16 protein-coding genes and 1 pseudogene are annotated in these 16988 nt (G+C 59.8%); 9 read left to right on the forward strand and 8 right to left on the reverse strand.

The annotated features are described in order from the left end of the window. Positions 1 to 93: 93 nt before the first annotated feature. From HGO40_RS24665 to norR, 4 genes and pseudogenes are all read right to left on the reverse strand, one after another. Positions 94 to 843: pseudogene (locus tag HGO40_RS24665) on the reverse strand (YkgJ family cysteine cluster protein). 79 nt (positions 844 to 922) lie between these two features. Then, positions 923 to 1252 (reverse strand): hypothetical protein, encoded by a 330-nt coding sequence (locus tag HGO40_RS24670; protein WP_250965149.1) that lies wholly within the window; start codon positions 1250 to 1252, stop codon positions 923 to 925. Between the two features lie 117 nt (positions 1253 to 1369). Next, positions 1370 to 2272 (reverse strand): chemotaxis protein CheV, encoded by a 903-nt coding sequence (locus HGO40_RS24675; protein WP_030139917.1) that lies wholly within the window; start codon positions 2270 to 2272, stop codon positions 1370 to 1372. A 356-nt stretch (positions 2273 to 2628) separates the two neighbouring features. Then, positions 2629 to 4185, reverse strand: a complete 1557-nt coding sequence (norR, locus tag HGO40_RS24680; RefSeq protein WP_250965150.1) for a nitric oxide reductase transcriptional regulator NorR — start codon at positions 4183 to 4185, stop codon at positions 2629 to 2631. A 152-nt stretch (positions 4186 to 4337) separates the two neighbouring features. Between norR and hmpA the strand changes: the two genes are divergently transcribed. From hmpA to HGO40_RS24725, 9 genes are all read left to right on the forward strand, one after another. Further along, a complete protein-coding gene (gene hmpA / locus HGO40_RS24685; RefSeq protein ID WP_250965151.1) occupies positions 4338 to 5519 on the forward strand; it encodes an NO-inducible flavohemoprotein in 1182 nt (393 codons plus the stop codon). Positions 5520 to 5975: 456 nt separating this feature from the next. Next, the gene (locus HGO40_RS24690) at positions 5976 to 6485 is read left to right on the forward strand and encodes a disulfide bond formation protein B (protein ID WP_060740730.1); all 510 of its coding nucleotides are present in this window, start codon (positions 5976 to 5978) and stop codon (positions 6483 to 6485) included. Between the two features lie 776 nt (positions 6486 to 7261). After that, entirely contained in the window at positions 7262 to 8209 is a 948-nt protein-coding gene (gene cyoA, locus HGO40_RS24695; RefSeq protein WP_186705089.1) for a ubiquinol oxidase subunit II, read from the forward strand. 3 nt (positions 8210 to 8212) lie between these two features. Next, positions 8213 to 10243: a cytochrome o ubiquinol oxidase subunit I gene (gene cyoB, locus HGO40_RS24700; protein WP_250965152.1), complete on the forward strand. Its 2031-nt coding sequence runs from the start codon at positions 8213 to 8215 to the stop codon at positions 10241 to 10243. A 3-nt stretch (positions 10244 to 10246) separates the two neighbouring features. After that, the gene (locus HGO40_RS24705) at positions 10247 to 10873 is read left to right on the forward strand and encodes a cytochrome o ubiquinol oxidase subunit III (protein ID WP_186705091.1); all 627 of its coding nucleotides are present in this window, start codon (positions 10247 to 10249) and stop codon (positions 10871 to 10873) included. Further along, positions 10874 to 11209, forward strand: a complete 336-nt coding sequence (gene cyoD / locus HGO40_RS24710) for a cytochrome o ubiquinol oxidase subunit IV (RefSeq protein ID WP_014340102.1) — start codon at positions 10874 to 10876, stop codon at positions 11207 to 11209. It abuts the gene before it with no gap. Positions 11210 to 11220: 11 nt separating this feature from the next. Continuing rightward, a complete protein-coding gene (gene cyoE / locus HGO40_RS24715; protein ID WP_250965153.1) occupies positions 11221 to 12108 on the forward strand; it encodes a heme o synthase in 888 nt (295 codons plus the stop codon). Positions 12109 to 12247: 139 nt separating this feature from the next. Next, entirely contained in the window at positions 12248 to 12592 is a 345-nt protein-coding gene (locus HGO40_RS24720; RefSeq protein WP_250965154.1) for a toxin, read from the forward strand. Continuing rightward, positions 12589 to 12903, forward strand: coding sequence for a helix-turn-helix domain-containing protein (locus tag HGO40_RS24725; RefSeq protein ID WP_030139928.1), 315 nt, complete (start codon positions 12589 to 12591; stop codon positions 12901 to 12903). Before HGO40_RS24720 ends, HGO40_RS24725 begins: the two co-directional genes overlap by 4 nt. Positions 12904 to 13094: 191 nt before the next feature. Here the strand turns inward: HGO40_RS24725 and HGO40_RS24730 are convergent, their stop codons facing one another. The 4 genes from HGO40_RS24730 to HGO40_RS24745 form a co-directional block, all read right to left on the reverse strand. After that, positions 13095 to 13799, reverse strand: coding sequence for a hypothetical protein (locus tag HGO40_RS24730; protein WP_250965155.1), 705 nt, complete (start codon positions 13797 to 13799; stop codon positions 13095 to 13097). Between the two features lie 121 nt (positions 13800 to 13920). Then, the gene (locus HGO40_RS24735; protein WP_250965156.1) at positions 13921 to 14664 is read right to left on the reverse strand and encodes a DUF72 domain-containing protein; all 744 of its coding nucleotides are present in this window, start codon (positions 14662 to 14664) and stop codon (positions 13921 to 13923) included. A 79-nt stretch (positions 14665 to 14743) separates the two neighbouring features. After that, on the reverse strand, positions 14744 to 15757 hold the full coding sequence (locus HGO40_RS24740) for a sensor domain-containing diguanylate cyclase (RefSeq protein ID WP_250965157.1): 1014 nt from the start codon (positions 15755 to 15757) through the stop codon (positions 14744 to 14746). 244 nt (positions 15758 to 16001) lie between these two features. Then, entirely contained in the window at positions 16002 to 16904 is a 903-nt protein-coding gene (locus HGO40_RS24745) for a LysR family transcriptional regulator (protein ID WP_250965158.1), read from the reverse strand. Positions 16905 to 16988: the final 84 nt, after the last annotated feature.

The following is a 16988-nucleotide window of genomic DNA, read 5'->3' on the forward strand; positions in this document are numbered from 1 at the left end:
CGCTCTGCTGAAAGGGCAAAGCGAATACCAACCAAAAGCGGCTTGAGGGCTTCCCCTCAACCATAGAATCTCCCACAGGGTATCTCTACAAATTCAGGCGGCCCGCAGGGAAATGAAGGCGTAGTTGACCGGTGCCTCGGTGACCACGCTTGCGCCACTGGCCGTCACTTGGCTGGCAACATCCTCGCCGGACAGGTGGAATTGCCATTCACCCGCTTCGGGGTCCCACGGCTGCGAGCGGGCCTGATCAATCGCGGTGGCAAACGCGGCCATGTTCGGCAGGTAGGCTGTGAATCCATCGCCCTTCAACGCTGTCGTGTGGATGCCCAGGGACACGCAGATGCGCGCCTTGATCGCGATCTCTTCACGATCGGCCTGGCGTGAACGTTCGATCAACCGAGCCAGCTCCAGGTCTACCAACTCACCGCCGACGATCAACTGCGGCCCCGTTTCCCACGATTCTGGCGGGCAATCCTTGGCGGCGGTATTGAGCGGGATGTGCGGGTTGATTTCCATGGGGTAGATGCGGCAAACCAAAGGCCTGCGCTCATAGATGCGGCACAGGTTGTCGGCGTCCAGATTATGGCAAGGGCCTGGGTTCTAAGCGGCGAAGGTAATTGCCACGAGCGCCGCGCTCGTGCCGCTGCGGACCACTGCCGAACGGCGTTCGGCATGTTCGCGTTGCGCCACCGGAAGGCCGAGGCCATTGGGCAGGAAGGCCTCGACCAGGACAATCACCTGGCCGCCGTCATTCGCCCACATCCTGGCTTCGTCGAGCGTCAGGGGAACGTGATGACCGGTGCAGCATTTACCGCACCCTACGCAGGAAAACGTTGTGTTCATTAATCGACCGAAGGCAATAGGCTGAAAGCGGCGACAGAAAAACGCCGCGATAAGCCGTGCGAAGCAAGTTATGCGCCATTCATTGGGGGGCTTCGGCCGGGCGGATCGAGTCCCACTCGGTGACGAAGGCGGTCTTGGTTTTTTTGCGATAGAGGCACAGTTCGGTGCCCGTCGCGCCGTTCATGTGCTTCTGTGGGTATTGGCCTTGCAGCAACAGCGCCGTATAGCCTACCCGATCGTCGAATTGCGCAGCGGTGCCGACAGGTTCGGGATCTTTCAGGCCGCTGGCCTTGAGGCAACTGGCGAGCACTTTTTTGTCGTAGGCGGCCCACGCGTCGGGGCTGGCAGCCTGAGCCTGAAAGGCGATGGCGGCAGTGAGGCCGAGGAGCATCAGTGCAGGGGTTTTCATCGACAATGTCCTTGTTCGGGGAACCAGGACAGGAGTATGCCTGAGGTCGGGGCAGGGGTCAGAGGCCGCGACGATCGCAGCCTCCTTGAACCTGGCCCGCATTGACGCGGGTGGGTCTCAGCGACCTTGTTCGGCGACGGCCTTGGCCGCGGTGATCAGGCACTTGGTCAATTCGGGCGACGAAAATTTGGTAAGCACCCCGTTTGCGCCGGCCAATCGCGCTTTCTCACTGTTCATGGCGCTGTCCAGCGACGTGTGCAGCAGCACATAGAGGTGGGCGAAATCCGGCGTCTCGCGCAGGGTCCGGGTGAGGGCGTAGCCGTCCATTTCCGACATTTCAATATCGGAGACGATCAGGTTGATCTCCTGCGCCGTGCCCTGCAGCTCCAGCAGGCAGTCGATGGCTTCCTTGGCGCTGCGGGCGGTATGGCATTGCAGGCCCAGGTTGCGAAGGGTGTGCACCGATTGCTGCAAGGCGACTTGGCTGTCATCGACCACCAGGATCCGGGCGTTGCCCAGGACTTCGGCGTCTTCCATGCTCAATTCGGTCGGCGCGGTTTCGATCTGCGCCGGTGCGATGCCATGGATGACCTTTTCGATATCCAATACTTGCACCAGCGTGCCGTCCACCGAGGTCACGCCAGTGATGAACGCGCGCACGCCGCCGGAGCCGTAGGGCGGCGGTTTGATGTCGGTGGTCAGGCAATGCACGATCTTGCTGACCGCCTGCACATGCAGGCCCTGCTTGGAACGGCTGACGTCGGTGACGATCAGGCAGCCGCCGTCCGGGTCTTCCAGCGGCCGCTCGCCAATGGCGCGGCTCAGGTCGATAACCGACAACGATGTCCCGCGCAGGGTGGCGATGCCTTTGACGTGGGGATGGGACTCCGGCAGCTTGGTCAACGGTGGGCAGGGAATGATTTCACTGACCTTGAGCAGGTTGATCGCCATCAGCTTGCCGCTGCGCAAGGTAAACAGCAGAAGCGAAAGTGAATCTGCGCGGGCTTTGTTGGAAGACATAAAAACCTTCTGTGGAAAAAGGTGGGGCGAGCATGAAGGTCGCCAGAACAGCTTGTGATATTGGGTTATCGACTTGTCGGGGGCAGGCTTTAGGATGAAAGCCTGTCGATCGCATGGATCGCTGCCATAAGGTCCTGGTGCGGGACCGCTTTTGTGGCGAGGGAGCTTGCTCCCGCTCGGCTCTGTAGGAGCTGGCGAAGCCTGCGATCTTTTGATCTTGATCTTGATCTTGATCTTTCGCTTGCGACTCAATTGCCAGTGGAAAGATCGCAGCCTCGTTGCACTCGACAGCTCCTACACAGCTCCTACACAGCTCCTACACAGCTCTTACGGCGCAGCCCAGCGGGAGCAAGCGACTATTTCAGGCCAAGCCGTTTGGCCATCCGCCCCAGGTTCGCGCGGTCCAGCCCCAGCTCCCGGGCGGCGCTGGCCCAGTTGTGCTGGTGACGCTCCAGGCAGGCGGCGATCAGATTGCGTTGGAACGCGTCCACCGCTTCGCGCAAGTCCCCCGTCACGCCTGGTGCGACCGGCGCCGGGTTGGGGGATGACGGTTCGGCGTTATCCCCAGGGGCCTGGGGCAAATCCAGGTCCTGGGCGCTGAGGCTGAGGATTCTCGGGCGCGCCGGGTGGCGGCCCAAGGCCTTCAGGGCGCTACGGCCGATCAGGTGTTCCAGCTCGCGCACGTTGCCCGGCCAGTCGTAGGCCAGCAATGCGGCCTGGGCGTCGCTGGTCAGGCGCAGGCTGCCCAGGCCCATGCGCGAACGATTCTGTTCGAGGAAGAAGCCGCTGAGCAGCAGCACGTCCCGCCCGCGTTCACGCAGTGCCGGCACCTGCAGGGGGTATACGCTCAAGCGATGATAGAAATCGGCCCGATAACGGCCGTTGCGCACTTCTTCGGCGAGGTCGCGATTGGTGGCCGCGATCAGGCGAACATCGACTCGGTGCTCCTTGTCCGAACCCAGGCGCTGCAGTTGGCCGCTTTGCAACACCCGCAGCAACTTGGCCTGGACAGTCAGGGACAACTCACCCACCTCGTCGAGGAACAAGGTGCCGCCGTCGGCCAGTTCAAACTTGCCGCGGCGGTCGTTCGTGGCCCCGGTGAAGGCGCCCCGGACATGGCCGAAGAGTTCGCTTTCCACCAGCGTATCCGGCAGGGCGGCGCAGTTGAGGCGGACCAGCGGCGGGCCGGCGCGTTTCGACGCGGCGTGGATGGCCTGGGCGACCAGTTCCTTGCCCACGCCGGTTTCGCCGGTGATCAATACTGTCAGGTCGCTGCCGCCCACCAGCGTGATCTCTTCCACCAGGCGCTTGTGGGCCGTGCTCTGGCCGACCATGTCGCGGTGTTGCTGGCCGCTGGCCTGGCGATAGACCTCGGCGCGGCGATGTTCGTCCTCGGCTTTCAAGGCCAGGCGCTCGATGCGCTCGGCGGCGCTGACCGTGGCGGCGGCGAGGCTGGCGAAGGCTTGCAGGGCACTGAGGTCGATGGGTTCGAAGCGCTCCGGGTCCAGCGAATCCAGGGTCAGCAGGCCCCAGGGGCGCTCATCGATGAACAGTGGGCAACCCATACAGTCGTGGACTTCCAGATGCTTGGCCAGCCCCTCGACCAGCCCGTCGGAGGGATCGGGCAGGCCACTGTCGGCGGCGAAGCGGGTGGGGTGCGGGTTGGCCAGCAGCGCTTCGAAGCGTGGATGTTCGCTGACCCGGAATCGCCGGCCCAGTGTATCGGTGCTCAAGCCATCCACGGCGAGCGGTACCAGGCAGTCTCCATCCAGGCGCAACAACGCTGCCGCATCGCAGGGCAGCAGGGCGCGCAGGGTGCCGAGCAGGCGCCGGTAACGTTCACCTTCAGGCAGTTCGCGGGACAGGTCGGCTACCAGCGGCAGTAGAGAGGTCAGCAGGGCGGTTGCGGTCATAATGACTCCATGTAGTCGAAACGACTATAAGGTGGGTCGTGTCGATATGACTACACTCTTTTTAACTTGCTGATATTAAAGGTAAAAAAATATGGCACGGAAACTGATATGACATAAGCAACTGTTATCGATCATACGCCAGGAGTCACCTTATGCTCAGTCGAGAAGAGCGCGCCATCATTCGCTCCACCGTGCCCTTGCTGGAAAGCGGGGGGGAGGCGCTGATCACCCACTTCTATCGCATGATGCTGTCCGAGTACCCTCAGGTCCGCCCGCTGTTCAACCAGGCTCACCAGGCCAGCGGCGACCAACCACGTGCCTTGGCCAACGGCGTGTTGATGTATGCGCGGCACATCGACCAGCTCGACCAATTGGGCGACCTGGTGGCGAAAATCGTCAACAAGCACGTTGCCCTGCAGATCCTGCCGCAACATTACCCGATTGTCGGTTCGTGCCTGCTGCGGGCGATTGCCGAGGTGCTGGGCGAAGAAATCGCCACCCCCGAAGTGATCGCGGCGTGGGGCGCTGCCTACAACCAGCTGGCCGATATCCTGATCGGCGCCGAAGCCGACATGTACGACAAGAAGGCCGAGGCGCTGGGCGGCTGGCGTGGCGAGCGCGAGTTCATCCTGGCGGCCAAGGTCCAGGAAAGCGCGGAAATCACCTCTTTCTACTTCGAACCTGCGGACAAGGGCCCGATCCTGGTGGCCGAGCCGGGCCAGTACATCGGCATGAAACTCGTGCTCGAGGGCGAGGAAGTGCGCCGCAACTATTCGCTGTCGGCCCTGGCGGACAATGGCCAGTACCGGATCAGTGTCAAGCGTGAGCCAGGCGGGCGGGTGTCGAACTTCCTGCATCATCATTTTGAGGTTGGCAGTCGTATCCAGTTGTTCCCGCCGTCCGGGGATTTCTACCTGAGTGCCAGCGAAAAACCGTTGGTGCTGATCAGCGGCGGCGTTGGTATTACCCCGACCCTGGCCATGTTGCAGGCAGCACTGCAAACCGAGCGGCCGGTGCATTTCATTCACTGCGCACGCAACGGCCGCGTCCATGCCTTCCGTGACTGGATCGACGATTTGGCCAAGCGGCATCCGCAACTCAAGCGTTTTTACTGCTACGACGAAGACGACGGGGTAAGCCCGGCGGCGGACAAGGTGGGGCTGTTGAGCCAGGAGCAACTGGCGCAATGGCTACCGGAGCAGCGTGACCTGGACGCCTATTTCCTTGGGCCGAAGGGCTTCATGGGCGCCGTCAAGCGCCACCTCAAGGCCCTGGGCGTGCCCGACCGGCAGAGCCGCTACGAATTCTTCGGCCCGGCGGCGGCGCTGGAATAAGGTCGCGGCCAACTGGGGAAGCCGGGTTGGTCTCATCGCGAGCAGGCTCGCTCCCACAGGGGACATGTGGTGGACACGATTTCTGTGAACACCACAAAAAACTGTGGGAGCGAGCCTGCTCGCGAAGGCATCGGTAGATCCGACATCAGTGCAAGCTGACCCACCGCCATCGCGAGCAAGCTCGCTCCCACATGGGGTTGCGGGTTGTTCACAGATATCGCACTCATCACAAATCCCTGTGGGAGCTGAGCTTGCTCGCGATGGCGGCTGCAGCTCCACCCCTGTCCAACTGACCCGCATTAATCCCCGCTTAACCTTCTTGCGCTCTATTCCCTTCAATTGTCGACGCCCGCTGCTCGTTCACTGTCATGGTCAGCGTGTAGACTTCGGTACATCCGATCGCGCGCCGGGTGTTGCGAGGCTGCGCGTCGATCCATGCAGACAAAGGGAAACGCAATGAGTGAGGAAATGATGCGGCTGGGCCGCGAGCGGCGCTATCTGGTGCTGCTGGGGCTGATCTGCCTGGCACTGATCGGTGGTGCGCTGTACATGCAGGTGGCCCTCGGCGAGGCGCCGTGCCCGCTGTGTATCCTGCAACGCTATGCGTTGTTGCTGATCGCTATTTTCGCTTTCATCGGCGCCGCCATGCGCACCCGCCGCAGCCTGACGATCTTCGAAGGCCTGGTGGTGCTCTGCGCCCTGGCTGGGGCCGGTGTGGCCGGGCATCACGTGTACACGCAGTTCTTCCCCGCGGTCAGTTGCGGTATCGATGTCTTGCAACCGATTGTCGATGACCTGCCGCTGGCGAAGATCTTCCCGCTGGGGTTCCAGGTCGATGGTTTTTGCTCTACTCCTTACCCACCGATCCTGGGCCTGTCCCTGGCGCAATGGGCACTGGTGGCCTTCGTGTTGACGGTGGTGCTGGTGCCGTTGCTGGTGTCGCGTAACCGCAAACCGCTTCGCTGAAACACCTCAACGAAACGCCCCGGTTACTCCCTTGGAGAGCCGGGGCGTTTTTCGTTTCACCCCCGAGCCGGAGCGTCCTTGATCCGAGGCAAGAATGACCTGCGACAACGTGCGACACGTTGTCACATATCTTGCGACGCTCAGCCTTTCCGACGGCGATTAAACGCTTATTCCTGTAACAAAAAAACGTCTGGTTTCGCAGCCAGCGTCTCGCTTGTAGCAGGCATTTTTAACAGCGCAGCGTCAGGCGCCCCAGGCCCCTGAAAATGGGCGCTTGCCGGGCAAAAAAGCCCTTGCGAATCGATCCAAGCTGTCTAAATCGGGCGTAGTAGACCTACGTTTTTTGGGGTTCTTGTTGAGAATTAATTTCGATAAGATGCTGGCCCGTTGCAATATCAGCAAGAGATTGTTGCCGGATCGGATAAAAATTATTTCGGGATGAGACATGGTCTACAGCGCGTCACCTCACTACAATCGCCCGCACCGATTTTCCGACCCGGCTCAAGCTTGAGCACGAGAGTGGTCGAAGGGCGCCAGCGCCCCATGCGACCCCAGGTGTCGGTGCCTCCAACTATCCGCACCAAATGGAATTGGGCTTGAACTAGGCCTTTTGACCAACGAATAAGAACTCACTGCTGGCCCAGGATGTGTCGAACAGCCGCTGACGTTCGACGGGCAGCCCTTATTCAATCCAAGAAAATGCCAACCCTTGGCAGGGTGAAGTGTTGGCGATCAAAACCCAACTGCATTGCGCAAGCTGCTTTAGAGGTCGTGAGATGAGTAAAAACAGGTACCCCCGATTACTAGGCTTGTTGCCGCTGCTCGGCACGTTGCTGCTGGGAGGCTGCAACATGACCTTGCTCGATCCCAAGGGCCAGGTCGGCCTGGATGAACGAAACCTGATCATCACCGCCACGCTGCTGATGTTGCTGGTCGTTGTGCCGGTTATCGTCATGACTTTCCTGTTCGCCTGGAAGTACCGCGCAACCAACACCCAGGCCACCTACACGCCGAAATGGTCGCATTCGACCAAGATCGAAGTGGCGGTGTGGACCATTCCGGTGCTGATCATCATTGCCCTGGGTTATGTCACCTACAAGTCGACCCACGCCCTGGACCCTTATCGTCCGCTTGAATCCGACGTCAAGCCGATCACCATCGAAGTGGTCTCGATGGACTGGAAGTGGCTGTTCATCTATCCGGAACAAGGCATCGCCACGGTCAACAAGATCGTGTTCCCGGCCCACACGCCGATCAATTTCAAGGTCACCTCCGACACCGTGATGAACTCGTTCTTCATCCCGGGCCTGGGCGGCCAGATCTACGCGATGGCCGGCATGCAGACCAAGCTGCACCTGATCGCCAACCAGAACACCGAACTTGAAGGTATCTCCGCCAACTACAGCGGCGCGGGTTTCACCGGCATGAAGTTCAAAGCGACCGCCACCACCCAGGAAGAGTTCGACGCCTGGGTCAACGAAGTGAAGAAGGCACCTAAACAGCTTGAAAAAGCTGAATACGAAGCCCTTTCCAAGCCGAGCCAGAACAACCCAGTCGAACTCTACTCGTCGGTTACGCCGAACCTGTTCCAGACCATCATCGACAAGTATGAAGGGATGAATCCGGGCAAGCCGATGCACCACGAGAAGAAAGACAAGGAAGTGGCTCACAACATGGAAGGGATGGACATGAGCTCGCATTCAGCTGCCGGGGCAGAGGAGTAAACGATGTTAGGTAAATTAAGTTGGGAAGCGATCCCGTTCCACGAGCCGATTGTCATGGTGACCCTCGCCATCATCGCGCTCGGTGGTCTGGCATTGTTCGCCGGTATCACTTATTTCAAGAAGTGGACCTACCTGTGGACAGAGTGGCTGACCTCGGTCGATCACAAGAAAATCGGCGTGATGTACATCATCGTCGCCATGGTCATGCTGCTGCGCGGTTTTGCCGACGCCATCATGATGCGTACCCAGCTGGCCATGGCCACCGAGGGTTCGCCTGGCTACCTGCCGCCTGAACACTATGACCAGATCTTCACCGCCCACGGTGTGATCATGATCATCTTCATGGCGATGCCATTCTTCACCGGCCTGATGAACCTTGCAGTGCCGCTGCAGATCGGCGCGCGCGACGTTGCCTATCCGTTCCTGAACTCCCTCAGCTTCTGGCTGCTGGTGTCCGGCGTGGTACTGATCAACGTATCGCTGGGTGTTGGCGAATTCGCCAAGACCGGTTGGGTTGCCTATCCACCGTTGTCGGGGCTGCAATACAGTCCGGGCGTGGGGGTGGATTACTACATCTGGGCGCTACAGCTATCCGGGTTGGGGACAACGCTGACGGGGGTCAACTTCCTGGCCACCGTGCTGAAGATGCGTACCCCAGGCATGAAGCTGATGGACATGCCGATCTTCACCTGGACCTGTACCTGGGCCAACGTGCTGATCGTCGCTTCGTTCCCGATCCTCACCGCTACCCTGGCACTGCTGACGCTTGACCGCTACATGGATTTCCACATTTTCACCAATGAACTGGGTGGAAATCCGATGATGTACGTCAACCTGTTCTGGGCCTGGGGTCACCCCGAGGTGTACATCCTGATCCTGCCGGCGTTCGGTATTTTCTCCGAAGTCATCTCGACCTTCTCCGGCAAGAAACTGTTTGGCCACCACTCGATGATCTACGCTTCCGGCGCGATCTCGGTACTGGGCTTCATGGGCTGGCTGCACCACTTCTTCACCATGGGCTCGGGGGCCAGCGTCAACGCCTTCTTCGGCCTGGCGACGATGCTGCTCTCGATCCCGACGGGTGTGAAGCTGTTCAACTGGCTGTTCACCATCTACCAGGGCCGCCTGCGGTTCACCAGCCACGTGCTGTGGACCCTGGGCTTCATGGTGACCTTCGCCATCGGCGGCATGCCCGGCGTACTGCTGGCCATCCCGGGTGCGGACTTCGTGTTGCACAACAGCCTGTTCGTGATCGCGCACTTCCATAACGTGATCATCGGCGGCGCCGTGTTCGGCTACATCGCAGGCTTTGCGTTCTACTTCCCGAAAGCGTTCGGCTTCAAGCTGCACGAAGGTTGGGGCAAGGCAGCGTTCTGGTTCTGGATCTCGGGCTTCTTCGTCGCGTTCATGCCGCTCTATGCACTGGGCTTCATGGGCATGACCCGTCGCCTGAACGCCACCACCAACCCTGAGTGGGTGCCGTACCTGTACGTCGCCATGTTCGGCGCGGTGATGATCGCGGTCGGTATCGCCTGCCAGTTGATCCAGCTGTACGTCAGCGTGCGTGATCGCAAGAAGCCGGAAAACATGTGCGAACACGGTGATCCGTGGAATGCCCATACCCTGGAATGGTCGACTTCGTCGCCACCACCGTTCTACAACTTTGCCGTGCTGCCGAAAGCGGAAACCATCGACCCGTTCACCGAAGCCAAGGAAGCCGGTACCGCGTACCAGGTTCCGGCCAAGTACGAGCCGATCCACATGCCCAACAACACCGCCACCGGTGTGGTCATGGGTGCGCTGTTGACTGTGTTCGGTTTCGCGATGATCTGGCACATCTGGTGGCTGGCCATCGCCAGCCTGGTCGGCACCGTGGCGTATTTCGTGATCCATGCCGCCCGTGACGATCAGGGCTACATGGTGCCGGTGGATGTCATCGAACGCATCGAAGCCGAGCAGCACAAGCGCCTGGTCGCGGCCGGGAAAGTCCCCGCCACCGCCACCCGTGTTGAAACCTCGTTGGAACAGGCTTAAACCATGTCGAACTTAGTGACCAATGTTGGACACGCCCATGGTCATGACCATGGGCACGATGACCATCACCACGACTCGGGCGAGATGACCGTATTCGGTTTCTGGCTCTACCTGATGACCGACTGCATTTTGTTTGCGTCGATCTTCGCGGTGTACGCGGTGCTGGTTAACAACGTCGCCGGTGGCCCGTCGGGCCACGAAATCTTCGAACTGCCTTATGTACTGGGCGAAACCGCGCTGCTGCTGTTCAGTTCGATCACCTACGGCTTCGCCATGCTGGCGTTGTTCAAGGGCAAGAAAACCCAGGTCCTGGGCTGGTTGGCCATGACCTTCCTGTTGGGCGCCGGCTTTATCGCCATGGAGATCAACGAGTTCCATATCCTGATCGCCGAAGGCTACGGCCCTAGCCGCAGCGGCTTCCTGTCCGGGTTCTTCACCCTGGTCGGCACCCACGGCCTGCACGTGACCAGCGGCCTGATCTGGATGGCGATCATGATGTACCAGGTCCAGAAAAACGGCCTGACCGCCACCAACAAGACGCGCCTGAGCTGCCTGAGCCTGTTCTGGCACTTCCTGGACGTGGTGTGGATCTGCGTATTCACCGTTGTTTATCTGATGGGGACCCTGTAAATGGCTAACGCACATTCCCATGATGGCCATGACGCCGGCCACGGCAGCGTCAAGTCCTACGCCATCGGTTTCATCCTGTCGGTGATCCTGACCGTCATTCCGTTCGGCCTGGTGATGTACCCGTCGCTGCCCAAGAGCCTGACCCTGTGGATCATCCTGATCTTCGCCGTGGTCCAGGTACTGGTGCACCTGGTGTACTTCCTGCACCTGGACCGCTCCGCTGCCCAACGTAACAACGTGGTCGCGTTTGTGTTTGCTGCGATCGTGATTGTCCTGCTGGTCGGCCTGTCGTTGTGGATCATGTTCAGCATCCACACCAACATGATGGCGCACTGAGGAAAGTCCGGATGTCACTGAAGCACTTTATCCAAATCACCAAGCCGGGGATCATTTTCGGTAACGTGCTTTCTGTGGCGGGCGGGTTCTTCCTGGCCTCGAAAGGGCATGTCGATCTGGCCATCTTCCTGGCGGCGATGATCGGCACTTCCCTGGTGGTGGCGTCCGGTTGCGTGTTCAACAACTGCATCGACCGCGACATCGCCATCAAGATGGAGCGCACCAAGAACCGGGCGCTGGTCCAAGGCCTGATTCCGGTGCAACTGGCCCTGGCCTTCGCCACGGTGCTGGGCGTGGCCGGCGTGGCGCTGCTGTACTGGGTGGCCAATCCGCTGGCGGCGTTGTTCGCGGTGATCGGTTTTGTCATCTACGTCGGCCTCTACAGCCTGTACCTCAAGCGCAAGTCGGTCCACGGCACGCTGGTGGGCAGCCTGTCGGGGGCGATGCCGCCGGTGATCGGCTACGTGGCTGTGAGCAACAGCTTCGACATGGCGGCGCTGACGCTGCTGGTGATGTTCAGCTTGTGGCAGATGCCGCATTCCTACGCCATCGCGATCTTCCGCTTCAACGATTACCTGGCAGCCTCGATTCCGGTGTTGCCGGTCAAGCGCGGCATCCGCGTGGCCAAGAAGCACATCCTGCTCTACATCCTGGCCTTCCTGGTGGCGACCTTGATGCTGACCTTCAGCGGCTACGCCGGCATGAGCTACCTCGCCGTCGCCGCTGCCATGGGCATGTACTGGCTGTACATGGCCTGGACCGGCTACAAGGCGGTGGACGATACGGTCTGGGCACGCAAGCTGTTCGTGTTCTCGATCTTCACCATCACCGCCCTGAGCGTCATGATGTCCCTGGATTTCAAGGTGCCGAGTGAGTTGTTGCTGACTTACGCGCCTTAAGCGCCAGAGCTGCAAAAAAAGCCCCGCCTTCGAGAGAAGCGCGGGGCTTTTTTTGATATGGGCCATGGCTAGCCGCTGTCATTCGTCGCAATAAAGTGTGGCTTGTTGATCTATACGCGATTTGCCTATAGTTTCTGCCATGCGAACCTTATTTTTTGAAACGACTACGTTCACTGCCACGGTTGGCCATTACCTGACCGATGATGAATATCGCCTGCTTCAGTTCTATATGCAGCAGCATCCAGAGGCCGGTGACGTCATGCCACGTACCGGGGGCTTCCGTAAGCTGCGTTGGTTCGATGAACGTCGTGGCAAAGGGAAGCGAGGTGGGCTGCGGGTCATTTATTATTGGTTGAGGCATGATCGTCAGTTTTGGATGTTTGCGATTTATGACAAGGACGAACTGGAAAGCCTGACCTCCGAGCAAGAGAAGATGCTCAAGCGCGCCATAGAAGCTGAGTTGAAAGTACGAGGTACCTTATGAAAAAGCGCGATCTGTTTGCCGAGATGATGCAAGGCGTCGAGGAGATGGCTGCTCACCGCGAGGGCAAGATTACCCTTCGCCAGATTTCGATTGAAGACAAGCCGGTTCCCGAGGTGTCAGCCCAGGAAATCGTAGCTTTGCGCGACAGGCTTCATATGTCCCAAGCCGTCTTCGCCAAGAGCATCAGGACCAGTCCGGGCACCCTCAGGAACTGGGAGCAGGAAAAGTCCAAGCCTAATGCCCAGGCGGCTTTGTTGATCAAATTGGTCGAGAAGTTTCCGGATATGGTCGAGCGGCTTGGTGCTGTTTGATCCGCTCATAGCCATGGGAAAGCCCCGCCTTCGAGAGAAGCGCGGGGCTTTTTCATGATCGTTATTCGGATGTTATCGATATTCCTGTGGGAGCGAGCTTGCTCGCGAAGCGGTGGGTCAGTTGAACTGATATTGACTGACACGACGCAATCGCGAGCAAGCTCGCTCCCACAGGAGACCCGGATTCGGGCTTATTGCTGGGCGATGCTGTAGCCGTCGAACGCTTTCTGCTGTTGCAGCGCGGTGACGATGCTTTTGCGGGTGACCGGTTGTTCAGTGCCGTCGTTGTCCAGGAAGGTTTCGCTTTCCAGCTCGGCTTCGTCGCCTTCGCCGACGAAGTTGAAGCCCAGGAACTCGAAGGCTTCGCGGGCGACGGTCGGCTTGGAGCGTGGCGTGCGCAGGGGCAGGGTGACGCTGATGCCGTCCTTGCTGATGACAAACACTTCGGCTTCCTTCTTGGGCCGCGAGGCCTTGCCCTTGCTGCCGCTCGGGTTGCTGATGGCCTGGTGGGTCTGGTTCAGCACTTTCAGAGCCAGGCCGTAGACGAGCTCCTGGAACGACGGGTCGTCTTTGTAGCTGGAAAGAATGCGGCTGATCGGGAAGCGGCTGCCCAGGTCTTCCAGGGCAGCAAAATCCGCAGCCTCAGCGTCCTTGAGCTGCTTGAGCTGACCCATCAACTCGTAGGCCTTGTCGTCATCGAACGCATCGTGGGCCTGGCGAATGGCGTTGCGCAGTTCGCGGATCTGGTCGCTTTCGCGGTTTGACTGGAACGCATCGAGGACCATTTCGCTGATGGTCTTGGCCTGGGGCAGATGCTGTGAAAGATTGATGGAGTTTTCGTATTCCGCTTTGGACGACAGGGTGACTACGGATTCAGCGGTGTTGGAATCGGACATTGAAATTTCACTACTTCTGTTAGCGGGATGAGGCGAGAAAGGCATTGAGCTTTTTTCCGGCCGCCTAATCTATTGGACCCGGGCGGTGTTGTCACGGTCGGAGCGGTGGCCGGTACGTATTTCAGTCGCGCATCAGTTCCATCAGCCGCAATGCGTCCGGCGTTGCGGCGCCGCTGGCGGTGTTATCGAAGATGCACCAAGTCGGCGTATCCGCAGCGCTCTTCAATTGTTGCGCGAACTGCTTCAGCCAGGTCTCCTCATAAGGGGAATAGTAGATTCGCGGCGAGCCATGCAAACGGTAATAACGAATGCCAGGCCAGCCTGCCGGTCGAACGCCCCCCGATAAGGGGGACGGATCGGCAGCGACACGACCGATCCGCTCGTTCTCCAGCATCGCCATGGCCTGCGGCGCGAGCCAGCTCGGGTGTCGGGGTTCGAGAACCGCGGGGCCCTGATACCGATCCCGCAAAGCCCCGAAGAAGCGTTCGGCTTGGGTGTTGTCGAAGGCCAGTGATGGCGGCAATTGGATCAACAGGCAACCCAGTTTTTCACCCAACTGTGAACACTGCCCAAGGAACTCATCCACAAGCCCCTCGCAATCGTGCAGTCGTCGATCGTGAGTGATCTGCTTTGGCACCTTGACCGAGAAGCGAAAGTCCGGCCCCACGCTGTCCGCCCACTTGGCGTAAGTGGCAGGACGATGTGGGCGATAGAACGAACTATTGATCTCCACCGCCGGGAAGCGTGCGCTGTAGCGCGGCAAATGGCTGCCTTCATCGGGAAACGCCGGCCAATGTGCCCTGGGCAACGACCAGCCGGCGCAGCCCAGGAAAAGGTTCGAAGAGCAGGGGAGTCGAGTCGGCAATTTTGAAGACCTATCGCGGGGGGGACAAAGCTATGACCGCGACAAACGCCTCATCGGTTCATTCCTGGCAATCGCGGCTTCAGTTGCAGATCACGTTTTTGCCGGCCATCTTGGAGCGATACAACGCCTGGTCTGCACGATCCATCAGTACTTCTTGCGTCTCGTCGTCGAGCCGCTGGACCACACCAAAGCTCATGGTGATCGGGAAGTCGCCCACCGGAAGCAGGTCGGACAGGCCTCGGCGAATGGTTTCAGCCATCAGGACCGCATCGGCCAACGACGTGTTTGGCAAGATCATGATGAATTCATCGCCGCCCCAGCGCACCAACAGGTCTCCGTCGCGCTCGCAGCGTTTGACCGCCTGCACCACCTGCACCAGCGCTGCGTCACCAAAGGCGTGGCCGTAGCGGTCATTGATGTCCTTGAAGTCGTCGACGTCCATGGCGATCAGCGACAACGGTTCGCGAAAGCGCTGGGCACGCTCACAGGCCAGTGGCAGCGCCTGCTCCAGGCGATAGCGGTTGGCGACCAGGGTCAAGGCATCGGTTTCGGCGAGCCTGCGGTTTTCGTCGAGTTGGATTTGCAGTTGATGGTTGACGCGAGACAACTCGCGAGTGCGCTCTTCGATGATCGCTTCCAGGGATTTGTTACGCCGTTCGAGTTGCTCGAACAGGCGCTTCTTGTCGTCGATGCTGCGATGGGCGCCGATCATTCGAGCAACGCTGCCGTCGGGGTTGCGAGCAATCACATAACCGCGGTCTTCGATCCAGATATAGGAGCCGTCATGGGCCCGGCAGCGGTATTCGGCTTGGTATTTTGGCGACCGTTGTTCCAGATAGTCGTCGAACAGGGCCATCACCTGGGGATAATCCTCTGGATGGATCACGCTCTCCCAAGTCAGCACGGTATTGCTCAGGGAATGGGGCGTATAACCGAGCATGGTGTACCAGCCGGGGTTGCGATAGACGAACCCGGTATTGGCGTTCCAGTCCCAAATGCCGTCGCTGACCAGCTCCATGATGGTGTGCAGCACGCTTTCGTCCAGATCGGACAAATCGAACCGCAGCAAATCGATCTTCGAGGCGTCGTCCATCGTTGTTCCCTCAATCAGCCCTGATATCAAAATGCTCTCCAGGGGTGAAGGGTAGCCGATGGGGCGCGGGGTCACTAGCGGGCAGCGCTTCGGGTGAACGCCTGAACTGTGGCGAGGGAGCTTGCTCCCGCTGGGCCGGTCCGACGCTTCTGGCGTAGCAGTTCCAAAGCAGGGCCGCTTCGCGCCCCAGCGGGAGCAAGCTCCCTCGCCACGGGATTTATCCAACACTTATCGAGCACGCCCATCAGGGTTTACCCCATTTCTCCAGCGCAAACTCGACAAAACTGCGCAGCTTCGGCAAACGGTAGCGATCCTGGGCATACATCAGGCTCATTGGCCGATGGGGCAGTTGATAATCCTGCAGCAGCGCCACCAGATCCCCTTCCTGTAGATCCTTTGCCACCAGCGCGTCGGGCAGCATCACCACACCCATGCCGGCCAACGCGGCGCGGTGCAGGCCCGAGGAGCTATTGATCAGCATCGGCCCGGTCACCGGGACTTTGATTTCCCCTTCCGGACCGTTGATTGGCCAGTGCTCCTGGGCGAAGCGCCATTCGTCACCAGCGGAATAGGCAAACGACAGGCAATCGTGATGTTGCAGATCGTCGGGCTTTTGCGGCGTGCCTTTGCGCGCCAGGTAAGCAGGGGAGGCACAAATGGTCAGGGTGTAGTCCACCAGCGGACGCACGATCAGTTTCGGGTCGGGAAGGCCGCGGCGGATGGCAACGTCGAAGCCAGGGTCACGCAGGTCCAGGCGCTGGTTGGTCAGTAGCACGTCGAGTTTGACCTGAGCGAAGCGCTGGCTGAATTCGGCCAGGGCCGGCGCGAGGCGTTCGGTGCCGAAGGTCAGCGGCGCGGTGATGCGCAAGGTGCCGGTGGGCTCGCCCTGGGTCTGTTCGGCCAGGCGTTCGGAATCGGCCACCAGCCCCAGCACTTCCAGGCAACGCTGGTAGTAGGCTGCGCCGAATTCAGTCAGGCGCTGGCGACGAGTCGTACGATTGATCAGGCGCACGCCGAGACGTTGCTCCAGCGCGCGAAGATGATTGCCTACCATGGTGGTCGACATTTCGCAGGCCTGGGCTGCCGCTGTCAGGCTGCCGGACTCCACCACTTTCACGTAAACGGTCATTGCCTGGAACAGGTCCATTATCAAGCTCAGCTTATAGATGATTGAAGTAAAGTGGCGTTTATCCATCAAGGGTGGCTAACCATACTGGAAAAAACCACCCGA

It is taken from the genome of Pseudomonas sp. CG7, from assembly GCF_023701885.1.
GTDB classification, from domain to species: domain Bacteria; phylum Pseudomonadota; class Gammaproteobacteria; order Pseudomonadales; family Pseudomonadaceae; genus Aquipseudomonas; species Aquipseudomonas zanjanensis.

Bases quoted from the DNA above. Each gene is read 5' to 3' on its own strand.
- HGO40_RS24670 (WP_250965149.1), bottom strand. From the start codon at position 1,252: ATGAAAACCCCTGCACTGATGCTCCTCGGCCTCACTGCCGCCATCGCC.
- HGO40_RS24675 (WP_030139917.1), bottom strand. From the start codon at position 2,272: ATGTCTTCCAACAAAGCCCGCGCAGATTCACTTTCGCTTCTGCTGTTT.
- norR (WP_250965150.1), bottom strand. From the start codon at position 4,185: ATGACCGCAACCGCCCTGCTGACCTCTCTACTGCCGCTGGTAGCCGAC.
- hmpA (WP_250965151.1), top strand. From the start codon at position 4,338: ATGCTCAGTCGAGAAGAGCGCGCCATCATTCGCTCCACCGTGCCCTTG.
- HGO40_RS24690 (WP_060740730.1), top strand. From the start codon at position 5,976: ATGAGTGAGGAAATGATGCGGCTGGGCCGCGAGCGGCGCTATCTGGTG.
- cyoA (WP_186705089.1), top strand. From the start codon at position 7,262: ATGAGTAAAAACAGGTACCCCCGATTACTAGGCTTGTTGCCGCTGCTC.
- cyoB (WP_250965152.1), top strand. From the start codon at position 8,213: ATGTTAGGTAAATTAAGTTGGGAAGCGATCCCGTTCCACGAGCCGATT.
- HGO40_RS24705 (WP_186705091.1), top strand. From the start codon at position 10,247: ATGTCGAACTTAGTGACCAATGTTGGACACGCCCATGGTCATGACCAT.
- cyoD (WP_014340102.1), top strand. From the start codon at position 10,874: ATGGCTAACGCACATTCCCATGATGGCCATGACGCCGGCCACGGCAGC.
- cyoE (WP_250965153.1), top strand. From the start codon at position 11,221: ATGTCACTGAAGCACTTTATCCAAATCACCAAGCCGGGGATCATTTTC.
- HGO40_RS24720 (WP_250965154.1), top strand. From the start codon at position 12,248: ATGCGAACCTTATTTTTTGAAACGACTACGTTCACTGCCACGGTTGGC.
- HGO40_RS24725 (WP_030139928.1), top strand. From the start codon at position 12,589: ATGAAAAAGCGCGATCTGTTTGCCGAGATGATGCAAGGCGTCGAGGAG.
- HGO40_RS24730 (WP_250965155.1), bottom strand. From the start codon at position 13,799: ATGTCCGATTCCAACACCGCTGAATCCGTAGTCACCCTGTCGTCCAAA.
- HGO40_RS24740 (WP_250965157.1), bottom strand. From the start codon at position 15,757: ATGGACGACGCCTCGAAGATCGATTTGCTGCGGTTCGATTTGTCCGAT.
- HGO40_RS24745 (WP_250965158.1), bottom strand. From the start codon at position 16,904: ATGGACCTGTTCCAGGCAATGACCGTTTACGTGAAAGTGGTGGAGTCC.